Source organism: Rahnella victoriana, assembly GCF_004330295.1.
Taxonomy (GTDB): domain Bacteria; phylum Pseudomonadota; class Gammaproteobacteria; order Enterobacterales; family Enterobacteriaceae; genus Rahnella; species Rahnella victoriana.
In genome coordinates, this window is record NZ_SJOJ01000003.1 from 158,930 (window position 1) to 175,840 (window position 16,911).

Here is a 16,911-nt window from a genome sequence, read left to right on the forward strand (position 1 = left end):
AGGCGGAGAGCAAACGAATGATTATAAGGGTCCGCCATGAAAAAGATTGATGCGATTATCAAGCCATTCAAACTCGACGACGTCCGTGAAGCACTGGCTGAAGTCGGGATTACCGGGATGACCGTGACCGAAGTGAAAGGCTTTGGTCGTCAGAAAGGTCACACCGAACTGTACCGTGGTGCGGAATACATGGTCGATTTCCTGCCAAAAGTGAAAATCGAAATTGTCGTGGCGGATGACATCGTGGATACCTGCGTGGAAACCATCATGACCACCGCACAGACCGGTAAAATCGGCGACGGCAAAATCTTCGTGTTCGATGTCGCGCGTGTGGTGCGTATCCGTACCGGCGAGCAGGACGAAGAAGCGATTTAATGTGTCAGCAGGGCGGGTAATGTCCCGTTACCGGCCCTGAGTTTTACCCTTCTGCTTTTTTCTGCGCTCTCCTCCCTGTTATACCAATCCATAATCCCCCGCGAATTCCCTTTGCCTGAATGACCCCAAAAAATGCTATTTGTTAGTTTTGTGTGAAGTTTGTAGGGTTTTTATTGTGACTTCATTGAAAAAGTGAGAGTAAAATCACGTTTGTTGTTATACCAGTTCGATAAATATGTCAGATACATTGTAGTCACCAACTAAAACAATTCAGGGTGAAAGTATCTGGCTGCCGGAACTGGTGTGGATTGATCTCCGTTGATCGTGGTTTTCACACCCATTCAAAAGGCTTTGCAATGTCACCACATGAAAAACCCATACGCATTTCCCGTCGCGTATTTTTAGGGGGCGCACTGGCGGCGCTTTCCGTCCCGCTGATGAACAAACTGCTGCTCAGTCCGGTTTATGCCGCGCCGGTAGCCGGTTTGTCTCAGGCAAAACAGGATTTCACCCAACTCTCGCTGTATTTAACCGGTCATGATCAGTTAGATCCGGTCCTTTCTGAACGTTATTACCAGACCATGCTGGCGCTGTACCCGGATTTCACCGCGCAGGTCCAGGCGTTGCAGGCGTTTATCACGGCGAATCACCTTGACGCCGCTGACCTGCAAAAAGCCCTGGATACCCGGCAGCCCGCACTGGCAAAACTGCCGCGCAGCATCTTACAGGCGTGGTATCTCGGCGTGGTCGGCGATGGCAAACAGGCGGTGTGTCTGGCGTATGAAAATGCGCTGATGAATGTCGCGGTTCGCGATCATCTCAACCCGCCGAGCTATGCCTACGGCGCTTACGGCACCTGGGCAAAACAGCCTGTCTGAAAATAACGTTCAAAAAGGGTTAAACAATGAGTGAACAACTTTCCGCTGACGTCGTCGTCATCGGCTCAGGGATCTGCGGCTCGCTGGTCGCGCAGCGTCTGGCAAAACAGGGCATCTCCGTCATTATTCTGGAATCCGGCCCGCGTATTGATCGCGGTACGCTGACCGAAAACTTCCGTAATTCACCACGCAAAAAAGACTTTATGTCGCCGTATCCTTACTCGGACTGGTCGCCGCATCCGGTATACAAACCGGAAGATAATGATTATCTGCAACAGCAGGGGCCGTATCCGTTCCCGGCGGAATATATCCGTATTATGGGCGGCACCACCTGGCACTGGGCGGCGCAGGCGTGGCGCGTTCTGCCAAACGATATGAAGATCAAAACGTTGTACGGCGTGGGGCGTGACTGGCCGTTATCCTATGACGAACTGGAACCGTTTTATTACGAAGCCGAAGTGAAAATGGGCGTCTCCGGTGCGCCCGATAACGGTTCACCGCGCAATCAGCCGTTCCCGATGGAACCGGTCGCGGAATCCTGGCTGCAACAGCGTTTTCGCGAACGTCTGGCACCCGGCGGCTATGACGTGATTGTGAACACCACCGCGCGTAACAGCCGTAACTACGACGGGCGTCCGGCCTGTTGTGGCAACAACAACTGTATGCCGATTTGCCCGATTGACGCGCAATATCACGGCGGCATCGCCGCGCAGGCTGCCGAAGCGGCGGGCGCAAAACTGATCACCAGCGCGGTGGTTTACCGCCTCGAGCACGACGAGAAAGGCCGCATTGTCGCCGCGCATTATTACGATCCGGATAAAGGCGAACATAAAGTCACGGCGAAAAACTTCGTTCTGGCCGCCAATGGCATCGAAAGCCCGAAACTGCTGCTGATTTCCGCCAGCGATAAATACCCGGACGGACTGGCCAACAGTTCCGGCACCGTTGGCCGTCATCTGATGGATCACCCGAGTAACTCGCTGACTTTCGAAACCGAAGAGCCGCTGTGGGCCGGGCGCGGACCGATGAGTCCGGCGTCGATCAACAGCCTGCGCGACGGCGATTTCCGCAAGGATTACGCCTCATTCCGTATCGATATCGCCAACTCGTCGCAGGTGCAGTCCGTCACTCAAGACTTGCTGGCGGAAGGCGTTTACGGCATCAGCCTGGATAACGAAATCCGTCGCCGTGCCTCGCACCAGACCAGCCTGAAAAACGTCATGGAGCAACTGCCGAACTACGACAACCGCATCATTCTCAGCGACAAAAAAGACAAACTGGGTATTCCTAAACCGGCGGCGATTTACCACATGGACGATTATGTACATCGCGGTATGGCGCGCGCCGTGAAGGAATATACCGAGATTGCCAGACTGATGGGCGGCACCAATTTGCGCTTCAGTAAGCCGGGCGTTTACGGCAACAACCAGCACATTACCGGCACGATGAGCATGGGGCATGACCCGAAAGATTCCGTGGTGGATGCGTTCGGACGCACTCATGACCATGAAAATCTGTTCATCACCAGTACCGGCGTAATGCCAACGTCTGCCACGGTCAACTCCACGCTGACTGCGGTCGCTCTGGCGTTACGTACCGCTGATCATCTTGCCAAAACTGCGCTATAGGCTGACTGACATGACTCTGAACCGTTTATCTCAAAAACGTCTGACGGGCGCATTGCTGGCCTTTGGCCTGAGCCTCAGTGCGGGCGCAGCCTATGCCGCGTTGTCGCCGCAACAGGACGCGCTGATTAAGAAAGGCGAATATGTCGCGGTGGCCGGTGACTGCGTGGCCTGCCATTCCACTGAAGGCGGCAAGCCGTTCGCCGGTGGCCTCGGGCTGGCGACGCCGCTGGGCACCATTTATTCGAGCAACATCACGCCGTCTAAAAAAGACGGCATCGGCAATTACACGCTGGAACAGTTTGAACACGCGGTGCGCGATGGCGTGCGTGGCGACGGCGCGAATCTTTATCCGGCAATGCCGTATACCTCGTATGCCAAAATCAGCGATGAAGACATGAAAGCGCTGTACGCCTATTTCATGCAGGGCGTGCAACCGGTGGATGTGCCGTCAACGCCGACCGCGCTGCCGTTCCCGTTCAACGTGCGTTTGTCGATGGCGGGCTGGAATCTGCTGTTTCTCGAGAAAGGCGCGTTTAAAGCCGATCCGTCAAAAAGTGATCAGGTGAACCGCGGCGCGTATCTGGGGGAAGCCCTCGCGCATTGCAGCACCTGCCATACGCCGCGTAATGCGCTGATGGCCGAGCAGGGCGATAAAGCCCTGGGCGGCAGCAGTCTGGGCACCTGGTTTGCGCCGAATATCACCCCGGACGCGGTCAGCGGCATTGGCAACTGGAGCACGGATGAAATCGCCGGTTACCTGAAGACCGGTCACGCGCCGGGTAAAGCACAGGCTGCGGGGCCGATGGCGGAGGCGATCGATCACAGTCTCAGCCATCTGAGTGACAGTGATTTGCAGGCCATTGCCGTGTGGCTGAAACAAACCACCCCGGTGAGTCAGGAAGGGCAGGCGAAAGCCGCCGACCAGTTCGGCACTCCGGCCAGTTATGTCGATAATCTGCGTGGCGTTGCGCGCCCGGCCGATGCCGATAAAATGACCGGCTGGCAGGTGTATGACGGCTATTGTGCCAGTTGTCACCAGCCCGACGGGCGCGGCAGCAAGGACGGCGGATTGCCTTCGCTGGTCAACAATACCGCGCTGGGGCACCTGAACAGCGACAATCTGGTGATGGCGATCCTGCATGGCGTGCAGCGTGGTCCGGAAAGCCACAATGTCGCGATGCCGGCATTTGAACATTTGCTGTCAGATACGCAGGTTGCCACACTGAGCAATCAGCTGTTGCAGCAGTTCGGTAACGATCAGGCGAAAGTGACGCCGCAGCGGGTGAAGGAATTACGCGCTGGCGGTAAACCTTCGCCGTTGCTGGAACTGGCGCACTGGGGAATGGGCATTGCGGGGCTGATTGTTATCCTGCTGATCGCGCTGTTCCTGGTTCGCCGCCGCCGTCGTTAATCTCTGCTGACGCGGCAACAAAAAAAGGCTGACATTTTGCGTCAGCCTTTTTTTTCGGGCGCGGATTAAATCACTTTATGCGGGCCGAAGCATTCGTAGTGAATGTTCGCTTCGCTGACGTTCATCGCCAGCAACTGTTTCGCCGTGAACTGCATAAAGCTCACCGGACCGCACAGATAGAAATGCATCGCCGGATCGCTCAGCTGACCGCTGACTTTGCTCAGATCCATCAGCCCCTGATACTGGAAATCTTCACCGGGTAAATCATTCGCCTGTGGCTGGTTATACCAGACATGGCTTTCCAGTTGTGGCAGACGGGCCTGCGCGCTTTTCACTTCACCGGCAAACGCATGCACCGCGCCGTTTTCTGCTGCGTGCAGCCACTGCACCGGCGCGTGATGTCCGCATCCGGCCAGCGTGCTGAGCATACCTAACATCGGCGTCTGACCGACACCGGCAGAAATCAGTGCCACCGGCGTGGTATCGCTGATATCCATAAAGAAATCACCGTGCGGGGCGGCCAGATGAACGATGTCACCCGTTTGCGCGACATTGTGCAGGAAGCTGGACACCGCGCCCTGGCCTTCGCGTTTTACCGCGATGCGGTAAGTTTTGCCGTTCGGTGCCTGGGTCAGGGAATACTGACGGATTTCCTGATTTTCCAGCGAGGCATCGCGGATGTACACCGCCAGATATTGCCCCGGCCGGAAGTCAGCCACCGGTTTGCCATCCACAGGTTCCAGCAGGAAAGAGGTGATCAGTTCACTCTGCGGTTGTTTTTCAACAATGCGGAATTCACGGGTGCCACGCCAGCCACCGGCTTTTCCGGCGCTGTCCTGATAAATCTCGGCCTCACGATGGATAAACACATTTGCCAGCACGCCATAGGCTTTGCCCCACGCATCCAGCACTTCCTGACCCGGACTGAACATTTCATCCAGCGTCGCCAGCAGGTGTGCGCCGACGATGTTGTATTGCTCAGGCTCAATGGTGAAGCTGGTGTGTTTTTGCGCGATGCGTTCCACCGCAGGCAGCAACGCCGCCAGATTGTCGATATTGGCAGCGTATGCGCAGATGGCATCAAACAGCGCCTGACGCTGATCGCCGTTGCGCTGGTTACTCATATTGAAGATGTCTTTCAGCTCGGGATTATGCGCAAACATGCGGTCATAGAAGTGTGCAGTCAGTTTCGGGCCGGTCGCGGCGAGCAAAGGAAGGGTGGATTTAACGGTGGCGATAGTGGCTGAATCAAGCATGGTGAACTCCGTGTCTGTGATGACTTTATCTAAACATGTATTTTAAATGCATCTTATATAAACCCACAATTTCTGTAAACACCCCCTAAAGGGGTAGGGGGATTCAGGGGGGCGCGCTGAGTCACAAAGCTGAAATTTGTACATGTTCAGGTGAATATATATCCCTTGATTATGGGCGGAGGTTCTTAGATCAAAGCCTTGCTGTATCTGGAGCCAATCGTTTGCCTAAAAACCTGAAACTGACCCTATCCGAAGGCCGCTTAAACATTTACACTGTTGCGCAGAACCCGGAAGGGGCGTTTATTTTTTAGTTTGTTGAGTCAGGAGATGCGGATGTTAAAGCGTGAAATGAACATTGCCGATTATGATGCTGAGCTGTGGGCAGCAATGGAAAAAGAAGTTGTTCGTCAGGAAGAACATATCGAGCTGATTGCGTCAGAAAACTATACCAGCCCGCGTGTCATGCAGGCTCAGGGTTCGCAGCTGACCAACAAATATGCCGAAGGCTATCCGGGCAAACGTTATTACGGTGGTTGTGAGTACGTCGACATCGTTGAGCAACTGGCTATCGACCGTGCAAAAGAGTTGTTCGGTGCCGATTTCGCCAACGTTCAGCCACACTCCGGCTCACAGGCCAACTTTGCGGTATACACCGCGCTGCTGCAACCGGGCGACACCATTCTGGGGATGAACCTCGGCCATGGCGGTCACCTGACTCACGGTTCACCGGTTAACCTGTCCGGCAAACTGTACAACGTGGTGCCTTACGGCATCGACGAAAGCGGCGACATCGATTACGAAGACGTGAAACGTCAGGCCGAAGCGCACAAACCAAAAATGATCATCGGCGGTTTCTCCGCATTCTCCGGTATCGTTGACTGGGCAAAAATGCGTGAAATCGCAGACAGCGTGGGCGCTTACTTCTTCGTCGACATGGCACACGTTGCCGGTCTGATCGCAGCAGGCGTTTATCCGAACCCGGTTCCGCACGCACACATCGTGACCACCACCACGCACAAAACGCTGGCGGGTCCACGCGGTGGTCTGATTCTGGCAAAAGGCGGCGACGAAGAGTTCTACAAAAAACTGAACTCGGCTGTCTTCCCTGGCGGCCAGGGCGGCCCGCTGATGCACGTGATTGCCGGTAAAGCGGTTGCACTGAAAGAAGCGATGGAACCTGAGTTCAAAGCGTACCAGCAGCAGGTGGCGAAAAACGCCCAGGCAATGGTGGCGGTGATCCTGGAACGTGGCTACAAAGTGGTTTCCGGCGGCACCCATAACCACCTGTTCCTGATGGATCTGGTGGATAAAAATCTGACCGGTAAAGAAGCCGATGCCGCACTGGGTCGCGCGAACATTACCGTCAACAAAAACAGCGTTCCTAACGATCCGAAGAGCCCGTTTGTGACGTCCGGCGTGCGTATCGGTACTCCGGCCGTGACCCGTCGCGGCTTCAAAGAAGCGGAAGTCCGTGAACTGGCTGGCTGGATCTGTGACGTGCTGGACAACGTGAACGACGAAGCGACCATCGAACGCGTTAAACAGAAAGTTCTCGACATTTGTGCACGCTTCCCGGTTTACGCGTAATATTTTGCGAAGCCGTTAAGCTGCTAAAACCCGCCACGGCGGGTTTTTTTATGGGCATGTATCAGAATTTGTGAGCTGGCAGACATTACGGGAGTATGAAAGCGTCTGCGGATTGCTAGCGATTGTGAGCTTTGTCAAAGTATTGGCCTCACACCGGAGGATTTATGGAATTGCGTTCCACGCGCTGGCTTGCACTCAGTTATTTCACCTATTTTTTCAGTTACGGTATTTTTCTTCCTTTCTGGGGCTTATGGCTCAAAGGCGAGGGCATCTCCTCCGAAAGCATCGGCCTGCTGCTCGGCGCGGGACTGGTCGCCCGTTTTCTCGGCACGTTAATCATTTCGCCCTCCATTAAAGATCCTTCTTATCTCATCACAGGTTTGCGTATTCTGGCGCTGCTGACTCTGGCCTTTGCCGTCGGCTTCTGGTTTGGCAACGGCTGGGCGTGGCTGATGATCAACATTGCCGGTTTCAGTCTGTTCTTTGGTCCGCTGGTGCCGCTGACCGATGCGCTGGCGGGGACGCTGCAACGTCAGATCAACATGGATTACGGCAAGGTGCGCGTCTGGGGTTCCATTGCGTTTGTGATCGGTTCCGCAGTGACCGGTAAGCTGGTTGAGGTCTATGGCCATAACGCGATTTTGTACACGCTGACCGCCGGTGTGGCAGCGATGCTGCTGGGCATGTTGCTGCGTCCGAGCGTGAAACCGGTGGGCGAGCCGAGGCAAAGCGGCGCGGCGGGTATTTCGTGGAAAGCGTTGCTCGGCGAAAAACCGGTCTGGCGGTTTCTGTTATGCGTCACGCTGTTACAGGGCGCGCATGCGGCCTATTACGGTTTCAGCGCGATTTACTGGCAGGATGTCGGCTATTCCTCAACGACCATTGGTTACCTATGGTCGCTGGGCGTAGTGGCAGAAGTGCTGGTATTCACTTTCAGTCATCAGCTGTTCCGGCGCTGGTCGGCGCGGGATCTCCTGTTGCTGTCGGCGTTCTGCGGGGTGGTCCGCTGGGGACTGATGGGGGCGTTTACCGCGTTGCCTTGGCTGATCGTGATTCAGATTTTGCACTGCGGCACGTTCACGGTCTGCCATCTGGCCGGGATGCGTTTTATCGCGGCGCGTCCGCGTGATCAGGTGATCCGTCTGCAATCGGTCTATTCCGCGCTGGCGATGGGCGGCGGCGTGGCGGTGATGACCATGGTGTCCGGTTTCCTGTTCGAACATCTGCATGCCGGATTGTTCTGGGTGATGGCGCTGCTGGCCGTACCGGTGATTTTCCTGCGTCCGGCGGTTACGCCGTCAGCGCCGGAGGTTTCCACCCGCTAGGGGGCTTCGAGCAGCGAGCGGATACGTTTTCGCTGCTCTTTTGCCAGCGGCAATTGTGTGTGGATCACCAGCGGATCGGCGTCGGTGCTGCGGGTGGCGTAAGGCGTGACAATCATCGCCACGCCGCTCGGCGCACCGAATTTATAGAAATCCGCCAGTGTCTGATATTTGATATTCAGCGGCAACAGCGTCGCTTCGCGGATCTGCTGTTCAACGGCCTCTTCCAGCTCGGGATTATCATGGGTCAGCAGCAGGATCTGTTTCTCCTGCAAGGCGTTACCCTGCATCAGCCACGCGCCGAAGGTGATCGCCACCAGCCCGACTTCATCTTCTGACAGCGTGATCAGGTATTCGTGTTCAAAACCCTGCAAGGCTTCGCGGGTGGTACGCACCAGACGCGGATACATGCGGTTCACTTCTTCCTGCATCAGATTGTCGATGCCAATGCTGAAATGACAGCGTTCAATTGCCGGGCCAAGATGGGCGAAAAGCTGGCCGACCAGCCCTTCATAGCTGCTGAACTTCATCCCGGCGATGTCCTGAAAACGCGCCACCATGTTCTCAATTTCTAACAACAGCCGCTGATCTTCGGTCGAACCGGAACTCTGGTAACTGTGGATTTTCAGCATGCGTAACATCAGGGTGAAAAACTCACACTCGCAGTCATCCAGCAGGCCGTTGCTCAGTTCCTGTAGCTGGATAAACAGCTCACGGGCCGCCGGATATTCAGGCTTTTCGCGCAGCCAGCGGCGCTGTTGTTCGGTGAAGCGCAGACCGGTCGCACCGTTGTTTTGCCACAGACAATATTGCAGACAAATCAGCATCAGCTGGCGGTCATGCCCGCTGAGCGGTTTGGGTAACAGCGCGCCGGAATCTTCCAGCACCATGCCGAGAATGTCGGTGCGCAATGCCGCCTTCGGGCAGGTCTGACCTTCGAAAGCGATATGCAGCCACGGGATAAAATGGCGGGAAACAAAGTCCGGCGAAATGCGCAACGTCCGGCGCAATCCCTGAAATAAACACAGCCGCTGTGCCAGCGCATCGCCCTGAATGCGGCATTCTTTCTCGCTGTATTGCAGCACATCAAGCTGGTGGATCCGCTGAATTTCGCAGGTCACTTCCGCCAGATCTTCCCAGGTCGTGCCTAATCCGACGCCGTTAATTTCGCTGATGATCTCCAGCTGAACCGCCGTCAGCGGCGCGTACAGCATCAGCAACACGTGGCAACGGCGTTGCGTAGCGGAAAGCGCAGGGGAGGGCTGTTTGTCTGGATTCATATCACCTACCGGAAAGGTATCACCTGAAATTATTAGTCAAGCATAGCAAAGGCAATGCCCGCAATAAGGCGCGGGGATTGGGTTTTACTCCGGCTTACAACTCAGATCACAGATATTTTTGACGACTGCTTAAATGCACAGCAAAATACTGTTACTTAGTAACAATATATGGCGCTGATATGGAAATGACGTTAACCCGGGCCCGGAACCGGCCTTTCTCCTGTTACCGCAAATGGCTGGGAGTTGCGCTGTTCTGCCTGCCCGCCACGGTCATGGCGCACCCGCACAGTTTCATCGATATGCAAACCACGCTGGTGGCGAATGACACCTCGCTGACCGGCCTGAAAATGGTCTGGACGATGGATGAAATCACTTCGGCAGATTTGCTGTATGACGCGCAGAATGCCAAACCGGGGTCAGATATCTGGAAAAAACTGGCGGCTGAAGTGATGGCGCGGGTACTCAGTCAGCACTATTTCACCGACTTTTATCGTGAGGGAAAACCGGTGAAATATCTCGATTTACCCAGCGAATATCAGCTTTCCCGCAAAGGCGATCAGGCCGTGCTGGAATTCGTTCTGCCGCTGGCAAAACCGCAAGTGCTGGAAGGCAAGCCGATGGAATTCTCCACTTTTGATCCGTCGTACTTTGTCGATATGACTTATAAAGACAAAACCGCGCTGCACCTGCCGCCGGAACTGGAAAAACGCTGCACGCTGGCGCTGTTTACGCCGAAGCCGGATGCTTCGCTGCAAAACTATGCGCTGTCACTCGATAAGGCCGATGCCCCGCCGGAAGACATGGATCTTGGCCAGCAATTTGCTCAGAAGGTCACGCTGGAATGTCATTAATCTCCACGCCACCGAAAACCCTCTCATGGCGCGATCTGTGGCCGCTGGCCATATTTCTGTTGCTGCTGGCGGGCGGCGCTTTTCTGTTAATCCATTACTGGCCGCGCATTTTGCTTAGCAGCATTATCTGGCAGCGGGAGTTGCATCAGGAACTGGCCGGACTGTTGCGGCAGGTGAAAGAAAATCCGATGCAGGCAGGCATGACGCTGGCCGGTTTCAGTCTGATTTACGGGGTGATCCACGCGGTCGGTCCGGGACACGGGAAAATCGTCATCACTACCTATCTGGCGACCCATCCTTCACGGCTGAAAAGCAGCCTGAAGCTGACATTTGCTTCGGCGATTGTTCAGGGGCTGGTGGCGATTTTACTGGTCACGGTGGTGCTGGGTGTGTTGCAGCTCTCTTCGCGTCAGTTGCATCAGAGCAGTTTCTGGATGGAGCGGGGCAGCTTTATTCTGGTGATGCTGCTCGGTTTACTGCTGTGCTGGCGCGCACTGAAACGTGTATGGCAGACGCTCAGAAGTTTGCGTCCCGCGACGGCAATGAAAATCCACAGTCTGTCGCCGATGGGCAGTGAAACACATATTCACGATGAACATTGCGGTTGCGGACATCAGCATGTGCCGAGCGATCAGCAGCTTCAGACGGGCGGCGATTTACGCACACAGGTGGCGATCGTGCTGGCGATGGGGCTGCGTCCGTGTTCCGGTGCGATCATGGTGTTGCTGTTTGCCAAAGTGATCGGCGTGTACAGCTGGGGCGTGATTTCAGCCATTACCATGGCGGTCGGCACCTCGCTCACCGTCTCGCTGATAGGTGTGCTGGTGTTTTACAGCCGCGCGCTGGCGGTGAAACTGAGTGCCAGCCGCACGCCTGCCGTCTGGCAGCGGATCACCTGGTCGTTGCTGGCCCTGACCGGTGGGATGGTACTGCTGGTGGCGGGGTTTTTGCTTTACAGCACGGGCGGTGGCGATGTTTCGCCAATCACCGGCGGGCCTTTCAGGGGATAGCTTTCTGTACATACCCAACAGGCAAAAAAAAACGGACGCCCAAAAGGACGTCCGTTTTTCTTTATATTTCTTTGTAGCAATAACTGGCGGGATTAACGCTTCAGCGCTTCGCTCAGTTCATCACGCATGGTTGTCAGAATACCTTTAACGACGCGCGGGTTACCGGCAACGATGTTGCCTGATGAGAAGTGGTTGTGGCCGCCAACAAAGTCAGTCACCACGCCGCCGGATTCACGAACCAGCAGTTCGCCACCGGCGAAATCCCATGGTTTGAGGGCGATTTCGAAGAAACCGTCAACGCGGCCAGCAGCCACGTAAGCCAGATCCAGCGCAGCAGAACCGGTGCGACGGAAGTCTGCACATTCGGTGAACAGCTTGCCAACCACATTCATGTAGCTGGTGGCGTGTTGTTTTGCTTTGAACGGGAAGCCGGTCGCCAGAATGGTGCCGTCGAGATCTTTCGCATTGGTACCGCGCAGACGGTAACCGTTCAGCTGTGCGCCCTGACCACGGGTCGCGGTGAACAGTTCGTTACGCATTGGATCGTAAACTACCGCGACTTCAGTGCGGCCTTTGATGCGCACGGCGATAGAAACAGCGAAATGTGGGAAGCGTTTAACGAAGTTGGTGGTGCCATCCAGCGGGTCGATAATCCATTGTACGTCTTTGTCTTCGCCTTCCAGTTCGCCACACTCTTCACTGATGATGGTGTGTTTTGGATAGGATTTGCGAATGACATCGATAATCATGTGTTCTGCATCGCGGTCTACATTGGTAACAAAATCGTTGGTACCTTTTTGTGTAGCTTCTACAGAGTCTGGCGTTTCGTAATGTTTGGCAATCAGGTTACCGGCCTTGCGCGCAGCGCGCACGGCGATGGTGAGCATCGGATGCATGGATATCTTCCAACTAGGATGTTAAAGAACGGGAATACGGGAAACGGCGCGCAGTATAGCAGGGGTTCTGAAAATTAACTACCGTTGTGTTAGGCTGTTGTGATTTTCCGTCTGGCTAAGAGTGCCTATGCTGCCCAATATCCGCATTGTATTAGTAGAAACGTCCCACACTGGCAATATGGGCTCCACCGCCCGCGCCATGAAAACCATGGGATTATCAAGTCTTTATCTGGTAAATCCGCTGGTGAAACCTGACTCTCAGGCTATCTCGTTATCTGCCGGTGCCAGTGATGTCATCGGTAACGCGACCATTGTGGATACGCTTGATGAAGCGCTGGCCGGTTGCAGCCTGGTGATCGGCACCAGCGCGCGCTCCCGCACACTGCCGTGGCCGATGCTCGAGCCGCGTGAATGCGGTGAGCACAGTGCGAAAGCCGCGCAAACCGCGCCGGTGGCACTGGTGTTTGGCCGCGAACGTGTCGGGCTGACCAACGAAGAACTGCAAAAATGTAACTATCACGTCTGCATTCCCGCCAACCCGGAATACAGCTCGCTGAATCTGGCGATGGCCGTGCAGATTATCGCGTATGAAGTCCGCGTCGCGCATCTGGCTCTGCTGGAAGCAGCAAAACCGCAAATTGAATATGAAGAAACGCCGTATCCGCTGGTCGATGACCTTGAGCGTTTTTATCAGCATCTGGAAAAAACCTTGCTGGAAACGGGCTTTATTCGTCAGGCGCATCCGGGCCAGGTGATGAGCAAATTACGCCGTCTGTTTACCCGTGCACGACCTGAATCTCAGGAATTAAACATCCTGCGTGGCATCCTGACGTCGATTGAAAAGACGCAGGGCAACAAAGAATAAGGGTCGTAACGAGGCGATAAGAAGCTGATTTTTGTTTGTTAGTCAAAAGCTTATCAGTTGCCTGCAAATGACGAAAAGAGTGCGGTTGTGCCCGTTCTGTAATACTTGAGTAAATTACTAGGTTAAATAGTTGACTGTTTTACTCGGGAATGGCAGACTCGTTTGCATGTTCCGCACGATTGAATTTTTAAGTCATTTTAAACAGGTAACCATGCTATGAGACTGACATCCAAAGGCCGTTATGCCGTGACCGCTATGCTCGACGTTGCACTGCATTCACAGGAAGGACCAGTACCCCTGGCTGACATTTCTGAGCGTCAGGGTATTTCCCTTTCTTACCTGGAGCAGCTTTTCTCGCGCTTACGTAAAAATGGCCTGGTTGCCAGTGTTCGTGGTCCGGGCGGTGGTTATCTGTTAGGTAAAGATTCCGGCGATATCGCCGTTGGCGCAGTGATTACTGCCGTTGACGAATCTGTCGATGCTACCCGTTGTCAGGGTAAAGAAGGCTGCCAGAATGGCGAACGCTGCCTGACTCACACCTTATGGCGTGATCTGAGCGAGCGCATCAGCGGCTTCCTGAACAACATCACGCTGGCAGAGCTGGTCAACAACCAGGAAATCCTGGAAGTGGCCGACCGTCAGAACGGTGAAATCCGTCGTCAGCCTGCTAATGGCCGACAAATCGAAACGATTAATGTGAACTTACGAGCGTAATTGCTTAGTCAGCATTGATAACTGATTTAAAAAGCCCGCGGAAATGCAGATTTCCGCGGGCTTTTGCTTTTATGACGTCAATTCTTACCGATTAGTGCCCGCAAAGCGTCATTTCCCTTTTAAGAATCTGTGAACCCGTTTTAAACTGGATGTCGTTTTTAATTCTATCGTTCGACGCCGAACGCGCAGTCCGGAGCTTACCTGCCATGAAATTACCTATTTATCTCGATTACTCTGCCACCACGCCGGTTGATCCGCGTGTTGCACAGAAAATGATGCAGTGTTTAACACTGGACGGTACTTTCGGTAATCCGGCTTCCCGTTCGCACCGTTTCGGCTGGCAGGCGGAAGAAGCAGTGGATGTGGCGCGTAACCAGATTGCTGAGCTGATCAATGCCGATCCGCGCGAAATCGTCTTCACGTCGGGCGCGACGGAATCGGACAATCTGGCGATTAAAGGCGCAGCCCATGCGCATCGCGCGAAAGGTAATCACATTATTACCAGCCAGACGGAACACAAAGCGGTGTTGGACACCTGTGCGCAGCTGGAAGCGGAAGGCTTCGAGGTGACGTATCTGGCTCCGCAGCCTGACGGTTATATTCCTCCGGCGGCGATTGAAGCGGCGCTGCGTCCGGATACCCTTCTGGTGTCCATCATGCAGGTGAATAATGAAATCGGTGTGGTGCAGGATATTGCGACTATCGGCGAACTGTGCCGCAGTCGTGGCATTCTTTTCCATGTCGATGCCACGCAAAGTGTGGGGAAAATCGCCATTGACCTGAGCGAACTGCCGGTTGATCTGATGTCATTTTCCGCGCACAAAATCTACGGCCCGAAAGGGATCGGGGCGCTGTACGTGAGCCGTAAACCGAAAGTGCGGATTGACGCGCAAATCCACGGCGGCGGTCATGAGCGCGGCATGCGTTCAGGTACCTTGCCGGTGCACCAGATCGTCGGAATGGGCGAGGCGTATCGCATCGCCAAAGAGGAAATGATCGCTGAAGTCGCGCGACTGACCGAACTGCGCGATCGTTTATGGAAAGGCATTCAGCAACTCGATCAGGTGTTTCTCAACGGCGCACCAAAACATGCCGCGCCAAATATTCTCAACGTCAGTTTTGCCGGTGTTGAAGGGGAATCCCTGATCATGGCACTGAAAGATCTGGCGGTGTCATCAGGGTCGGCGTGTACGTCGGCCAGCCTTGAACCTTCCTATGTTCTCCGTGCGTTGGGATTAAGCGAAGAACTGGCGCACAGTTCCCTGCGTTTCTCCCTCGGACGCTGGACGACAGAAGAAGAAATTGATTATGCGATTGCGCTGGTGGTGAAATCTGTCCGCCGCCTGCGTGAGTTGCCCCCTGTCTATACGAAATGAAGTGCCGCCCGATAAAAGGGTGATTTGCCTGTCATTGAAAAAATGAATATTCATTGAAGATAAAAAACATCAGGAGTGCAGTTATGAGTTCCGAAGTCACCACCAATGAAGCAATGTCCGTATTCCTTTCCTCTCAGCCTGCCGATGCGCGCTGGGGCGAAAAAGCCACGCTGAGCACCGATTCTGCCGGTATGACCATTCATTTGAATGGCGGCGATGTGCTGACGGTCATTGCCCGTGCTGCGCGTCGTATCGACGGTCAGGGTGTTAAAAACGTGAAGCTGGCCGGTGAAGGCTGGGATCTCGAAAACAGCTGGGCATTCTGGCAGGGCTTCCGTGGCCCGAAAGGCGCACGCCATGTTGAATGGGCCGAACTGTCTGAAGATGACGCGAACACGCTGAAACAACGCCTGAAAATCATCGACTGGGTGCGTAACACCATTAACACCCCGGCGGAAGATTTGTCGCCTGAACAGCTGGCGACCCGCGCGGTTGATCTGATGTGTGAATTTGGCAACGAAAAAGTCAGCTACCGCATCACTAAAGGCGACGATCTGCGTCAGCAAAGCTACATGGGCATTCACACTGTCGGCCGTGGTTCTGACCGTCCGCCGGTATTCCTGGCGCTCGATTACAACCCGAGCGGTGACGCTGAAGCACCGGTTTACGCCTGTCTGGTCGGCAAAGGGATCACCTTTGATACCGGCGGCTACAGCCTGAAACCGAGTGCTTCCATGGATTCCATGAAAGCGGATATGGGCGGCGCGGCCACCCTGACCGGCGCACTGGCGCTGGCGGCGGCTAACGGCCTTAACAAACGCGTGAAACTGTACCTGTGCTGCGCGGACAACATGGTCAGCGGCAACGCGCTGAAACTGGGCGACATTATCCGCTACCGCAACGGTAAAACCGTTGAAGTGATGAACACCGACGCCGAAGGCCGTCTGGTACTGGCCGATGGCCTGATCGACGCGTCTGCGCAAAACCCTGAACTGATCATTGATGCGGCAACGCTGACCGGCGCGGCGAAAACTGCACTGGGTAACGATTATCACGCCCTGTTCAGCTTTGACGATGCACTGGCGGGCGAGCTGCTGGAAAGCGCGAAAGCCGAACACGAACCGTTCTGGCGTCTGCCGCTGGAAGAGTTCCACCGTTCACATTTGCCGTCTAACTTTGCCGAGCTGAATAACATTGCCGGTCCTGCGCATACTGCGGGTGCGAGCACGGCTGCGGCGTTCCTGTCGCATTTCGTGACGGAATATAAGAAAGGCTGGCTGCACATTGACTGTTCTGCGACTTACCGTAAAAGCGCGGCGGATCAGTGGTCTGCCGGTGCAACCGGTTTAGGCGTACGTACCGTGGCTAATCTGTTATTAGCCAAAGCAAAATAAGCCGTAAAACATTTGCATGAAGCACAACGGGGCGCTTAACAGCGCCCCGTTTTATACCATTACCGGAG

The 16,911-nt window shown here is 54.9% G+C and carries 15 protein-coding genes; 12 read left to right on the top strand and 3 right to left on the bottom strand.

All coding sequences use genetic code 11. From position 1 onward, the window contains the following. Positions 1-36 precede the first annotated feature (36 nt). The 4 genes from glnB (at position 37) to EYY67_RS03960 (ending at position 4,292) form a co-directional block, all read left to right on the top strand. Positions 37-375, top strand: coding sequence for a nitrogen regulatory protein P-II (gene glnB, locus EYY67_RS03945; protein ID WP_013574351.1), 339 nt, complete (start codon positions 37-39; stop codon positions 373-375). A 356-nt stretch (positions 376-731) separates the two neighbouring features. Next, positions 732-1,253: a sorbitol dehydrogenase family protein gene (locus EYY67_RS03950; protein ID WP_095923048.1), complete on the top strand. Its 522-nt coding sequence runs from the start codon at positions 732-734 to the stop codon at positions 1,251-1,253. A 26-nt stretch (positions 1,254-1,279) separates the two neighbouring features. Next, positions 1,280-2,881, top strand: coding sequence for a GMC family oxidoreductase (locus tag EYY67_RS03955; RefSeq protein WP_095923047.1), 1,602 nt, complete (start codon positions 1,280-1,282; stop codon positions 2,879-2,881). Positions 2,882-2,891: 10 nt separating this feature from the next. Then, the gene (locus tag EYY67_RS03960) at positions 2,892-4,292 is read left to right on the top strand and encodes a cytochrome c (RefSeq protein WP_131692893.1); all 1,401 of its coding nucleotides are present in this window, start codon (positions 2,892-2,894) and stop codon (positions 4,290-4,292) included. A 65-nt stretch (positions 4,293-4,357) separates the two neighbouring features. On the opposite strand, the gene hmpA is transcribed toward EYY67_RS03960, so the two are convergent. Further along, complete coding sequence (gene hmpA / locus EYY67_RS03965; protein WP_131692894.1) at positions 4,358-5,548, bottom strand: NO-inducible flavohemoprotein; 1,191 nt, start codon at positions 5,546-5,548, stop codon at positions 4,358-4,360. 333 nt (positions 5,549-5,881) lie between these two features. On the opposite strand from hmpA, the gene glyA reads away from it, so the two are divergent. Continuing rightward, complete coding sequence (gene glyA / locus EYY67_RS03970) at positions 5,882-7,135, top strand: serine hydroxymethyltransferase (RefSeq protein ID WP_131692895.1); 1,254 nt, start codon at positions 5,882-5,884, stop codon at positions 7,133-7,135. 164 nt (positions 7,136-7,299) lie between these two features. Continuing rightward, complete coding sequence (locus tag EYY67_RS03975; RefSeq protein WP_131692896.1) at positions 7,300-8,460, top strand: 3-phenylpropionate MFS transporter; 1,161 nt, start codon at positions 7,300-7,302, stop codon at positions 8,458-8,460. On the opposite strand, the gene csiE is transcribed toward EYY67_RS03975, so the two are convergent. Beyond that, positions 8,457-9,737 (bottom strand): stationary phase inducible protein CsiE, encoded by a 1,281-nt coding sequence (csiE, locus tag EYY67_RS03980; protein ID WP_131692897.1) that lies wholly within the window; start codon positions 9,735-9,737, stop codon positions 8,457-8,459. The two genes, EYY67_RS03975 and csiE, sit on opposite strands and share 4 nt — an antisense overlap. Before the next feature lie 185 nt (positions 9,738-9,922). On the opposite strand from csiE, the gene EYY67_RS03985 reads away from it, so the two are divergent. Beyond that, entirely contained in the window at positions 9,923-10,588 is a 666-nt protein-coding gene (locus EYY67_RS03985) for a DUF1007 family protein (RefSeq protein WP_415838628.1), read from the top strand. Continuing rightward, on the top strand, positions 10,579-11,598 hold the full coding sequence (locus EYY67_RS03990) for a nickel/cobalt transporter (RefSeq protein ID WP_131692899.1): 1,020 nt from the start codon (positions 10,579-10,581) through the stop codon (positions 11,596-11,598). Before EYY67_RS03985 ends, EYY67_RS03990 begins: the two co-directional genes overlap by 10 nt. Before the next feature lie 92 nt (positions 11,599-11,690). On the opposite strand, the gene suhB is transcribed toward EYY67_RS03990, so the two are convergent. Continuing rightward, the gene (gene suhB / locus EYY67_RS03995; RefSeq protein WP_095923039.1) at positions 11,691-12,494 is read right to left on the bottom strand and encodes an inositol-1-monophosphatase; all 804 of its coding nucleotides are present in this window, start codon (positions 12,492-12,494) and stop codon (positions 11,691-11,693) included. Between the two features lie 127 nt (positions 12,495-12,621). Between suhB and trmJ the strand changes: the two genes are divergently transcribed. From trmJ to pepB, 4 genes are all read left to right on the top strand, one after another. Further along, entirely contained in the window at positions 12,622-13,359 is a 738-nt protein-coding gene (gene trmJ, locus EYY67_RS04000) for a tRNA (cytosine(32)/uridine(32)-2'-O)-methyltransferase TrmJ (RefSeq protein WP_095923038.1), read from the top strand. Positions 13,360-13,575: 216 nt separating this feature from the next. Next, positions 13,576-14,073, top strand: a complete 498-nt coding sequence (iscR, locus tag EYY67_RS04005; protein ID WP_095923037.1) for a Fe-S cluster assembly transcriptional regulator IscR — start codon at positions 13,576-13,578, stop codon at positions 14,071-14,073. Between the two features lie 206 nt (positions 14,074-14,279). Continuing rightward, positions 14,280-15,449: an IscS subfamily cysteine desulfurase gene (locus EYY67_RS04010; RefSeq protein WP_131692900.1), complete on the top strand. Its 1,170-nt coding sequence runs from the start codon at positions 14,280-14,282 to the stop codon at positions 15,447-15,449. Between the two features lie 83 nt (positions 15,450-15,532). Further along, entirely contained in the window at positions 15,533-16,843 is a 1,311-nt protein-coding gene (pepB, locus tag EYY67_RS04015; protein WP_162928550.1) for an aminopeptidase PepB, read from the top strand. Positions 16,844-16,911: the final 68 nt, after the last annotated feature.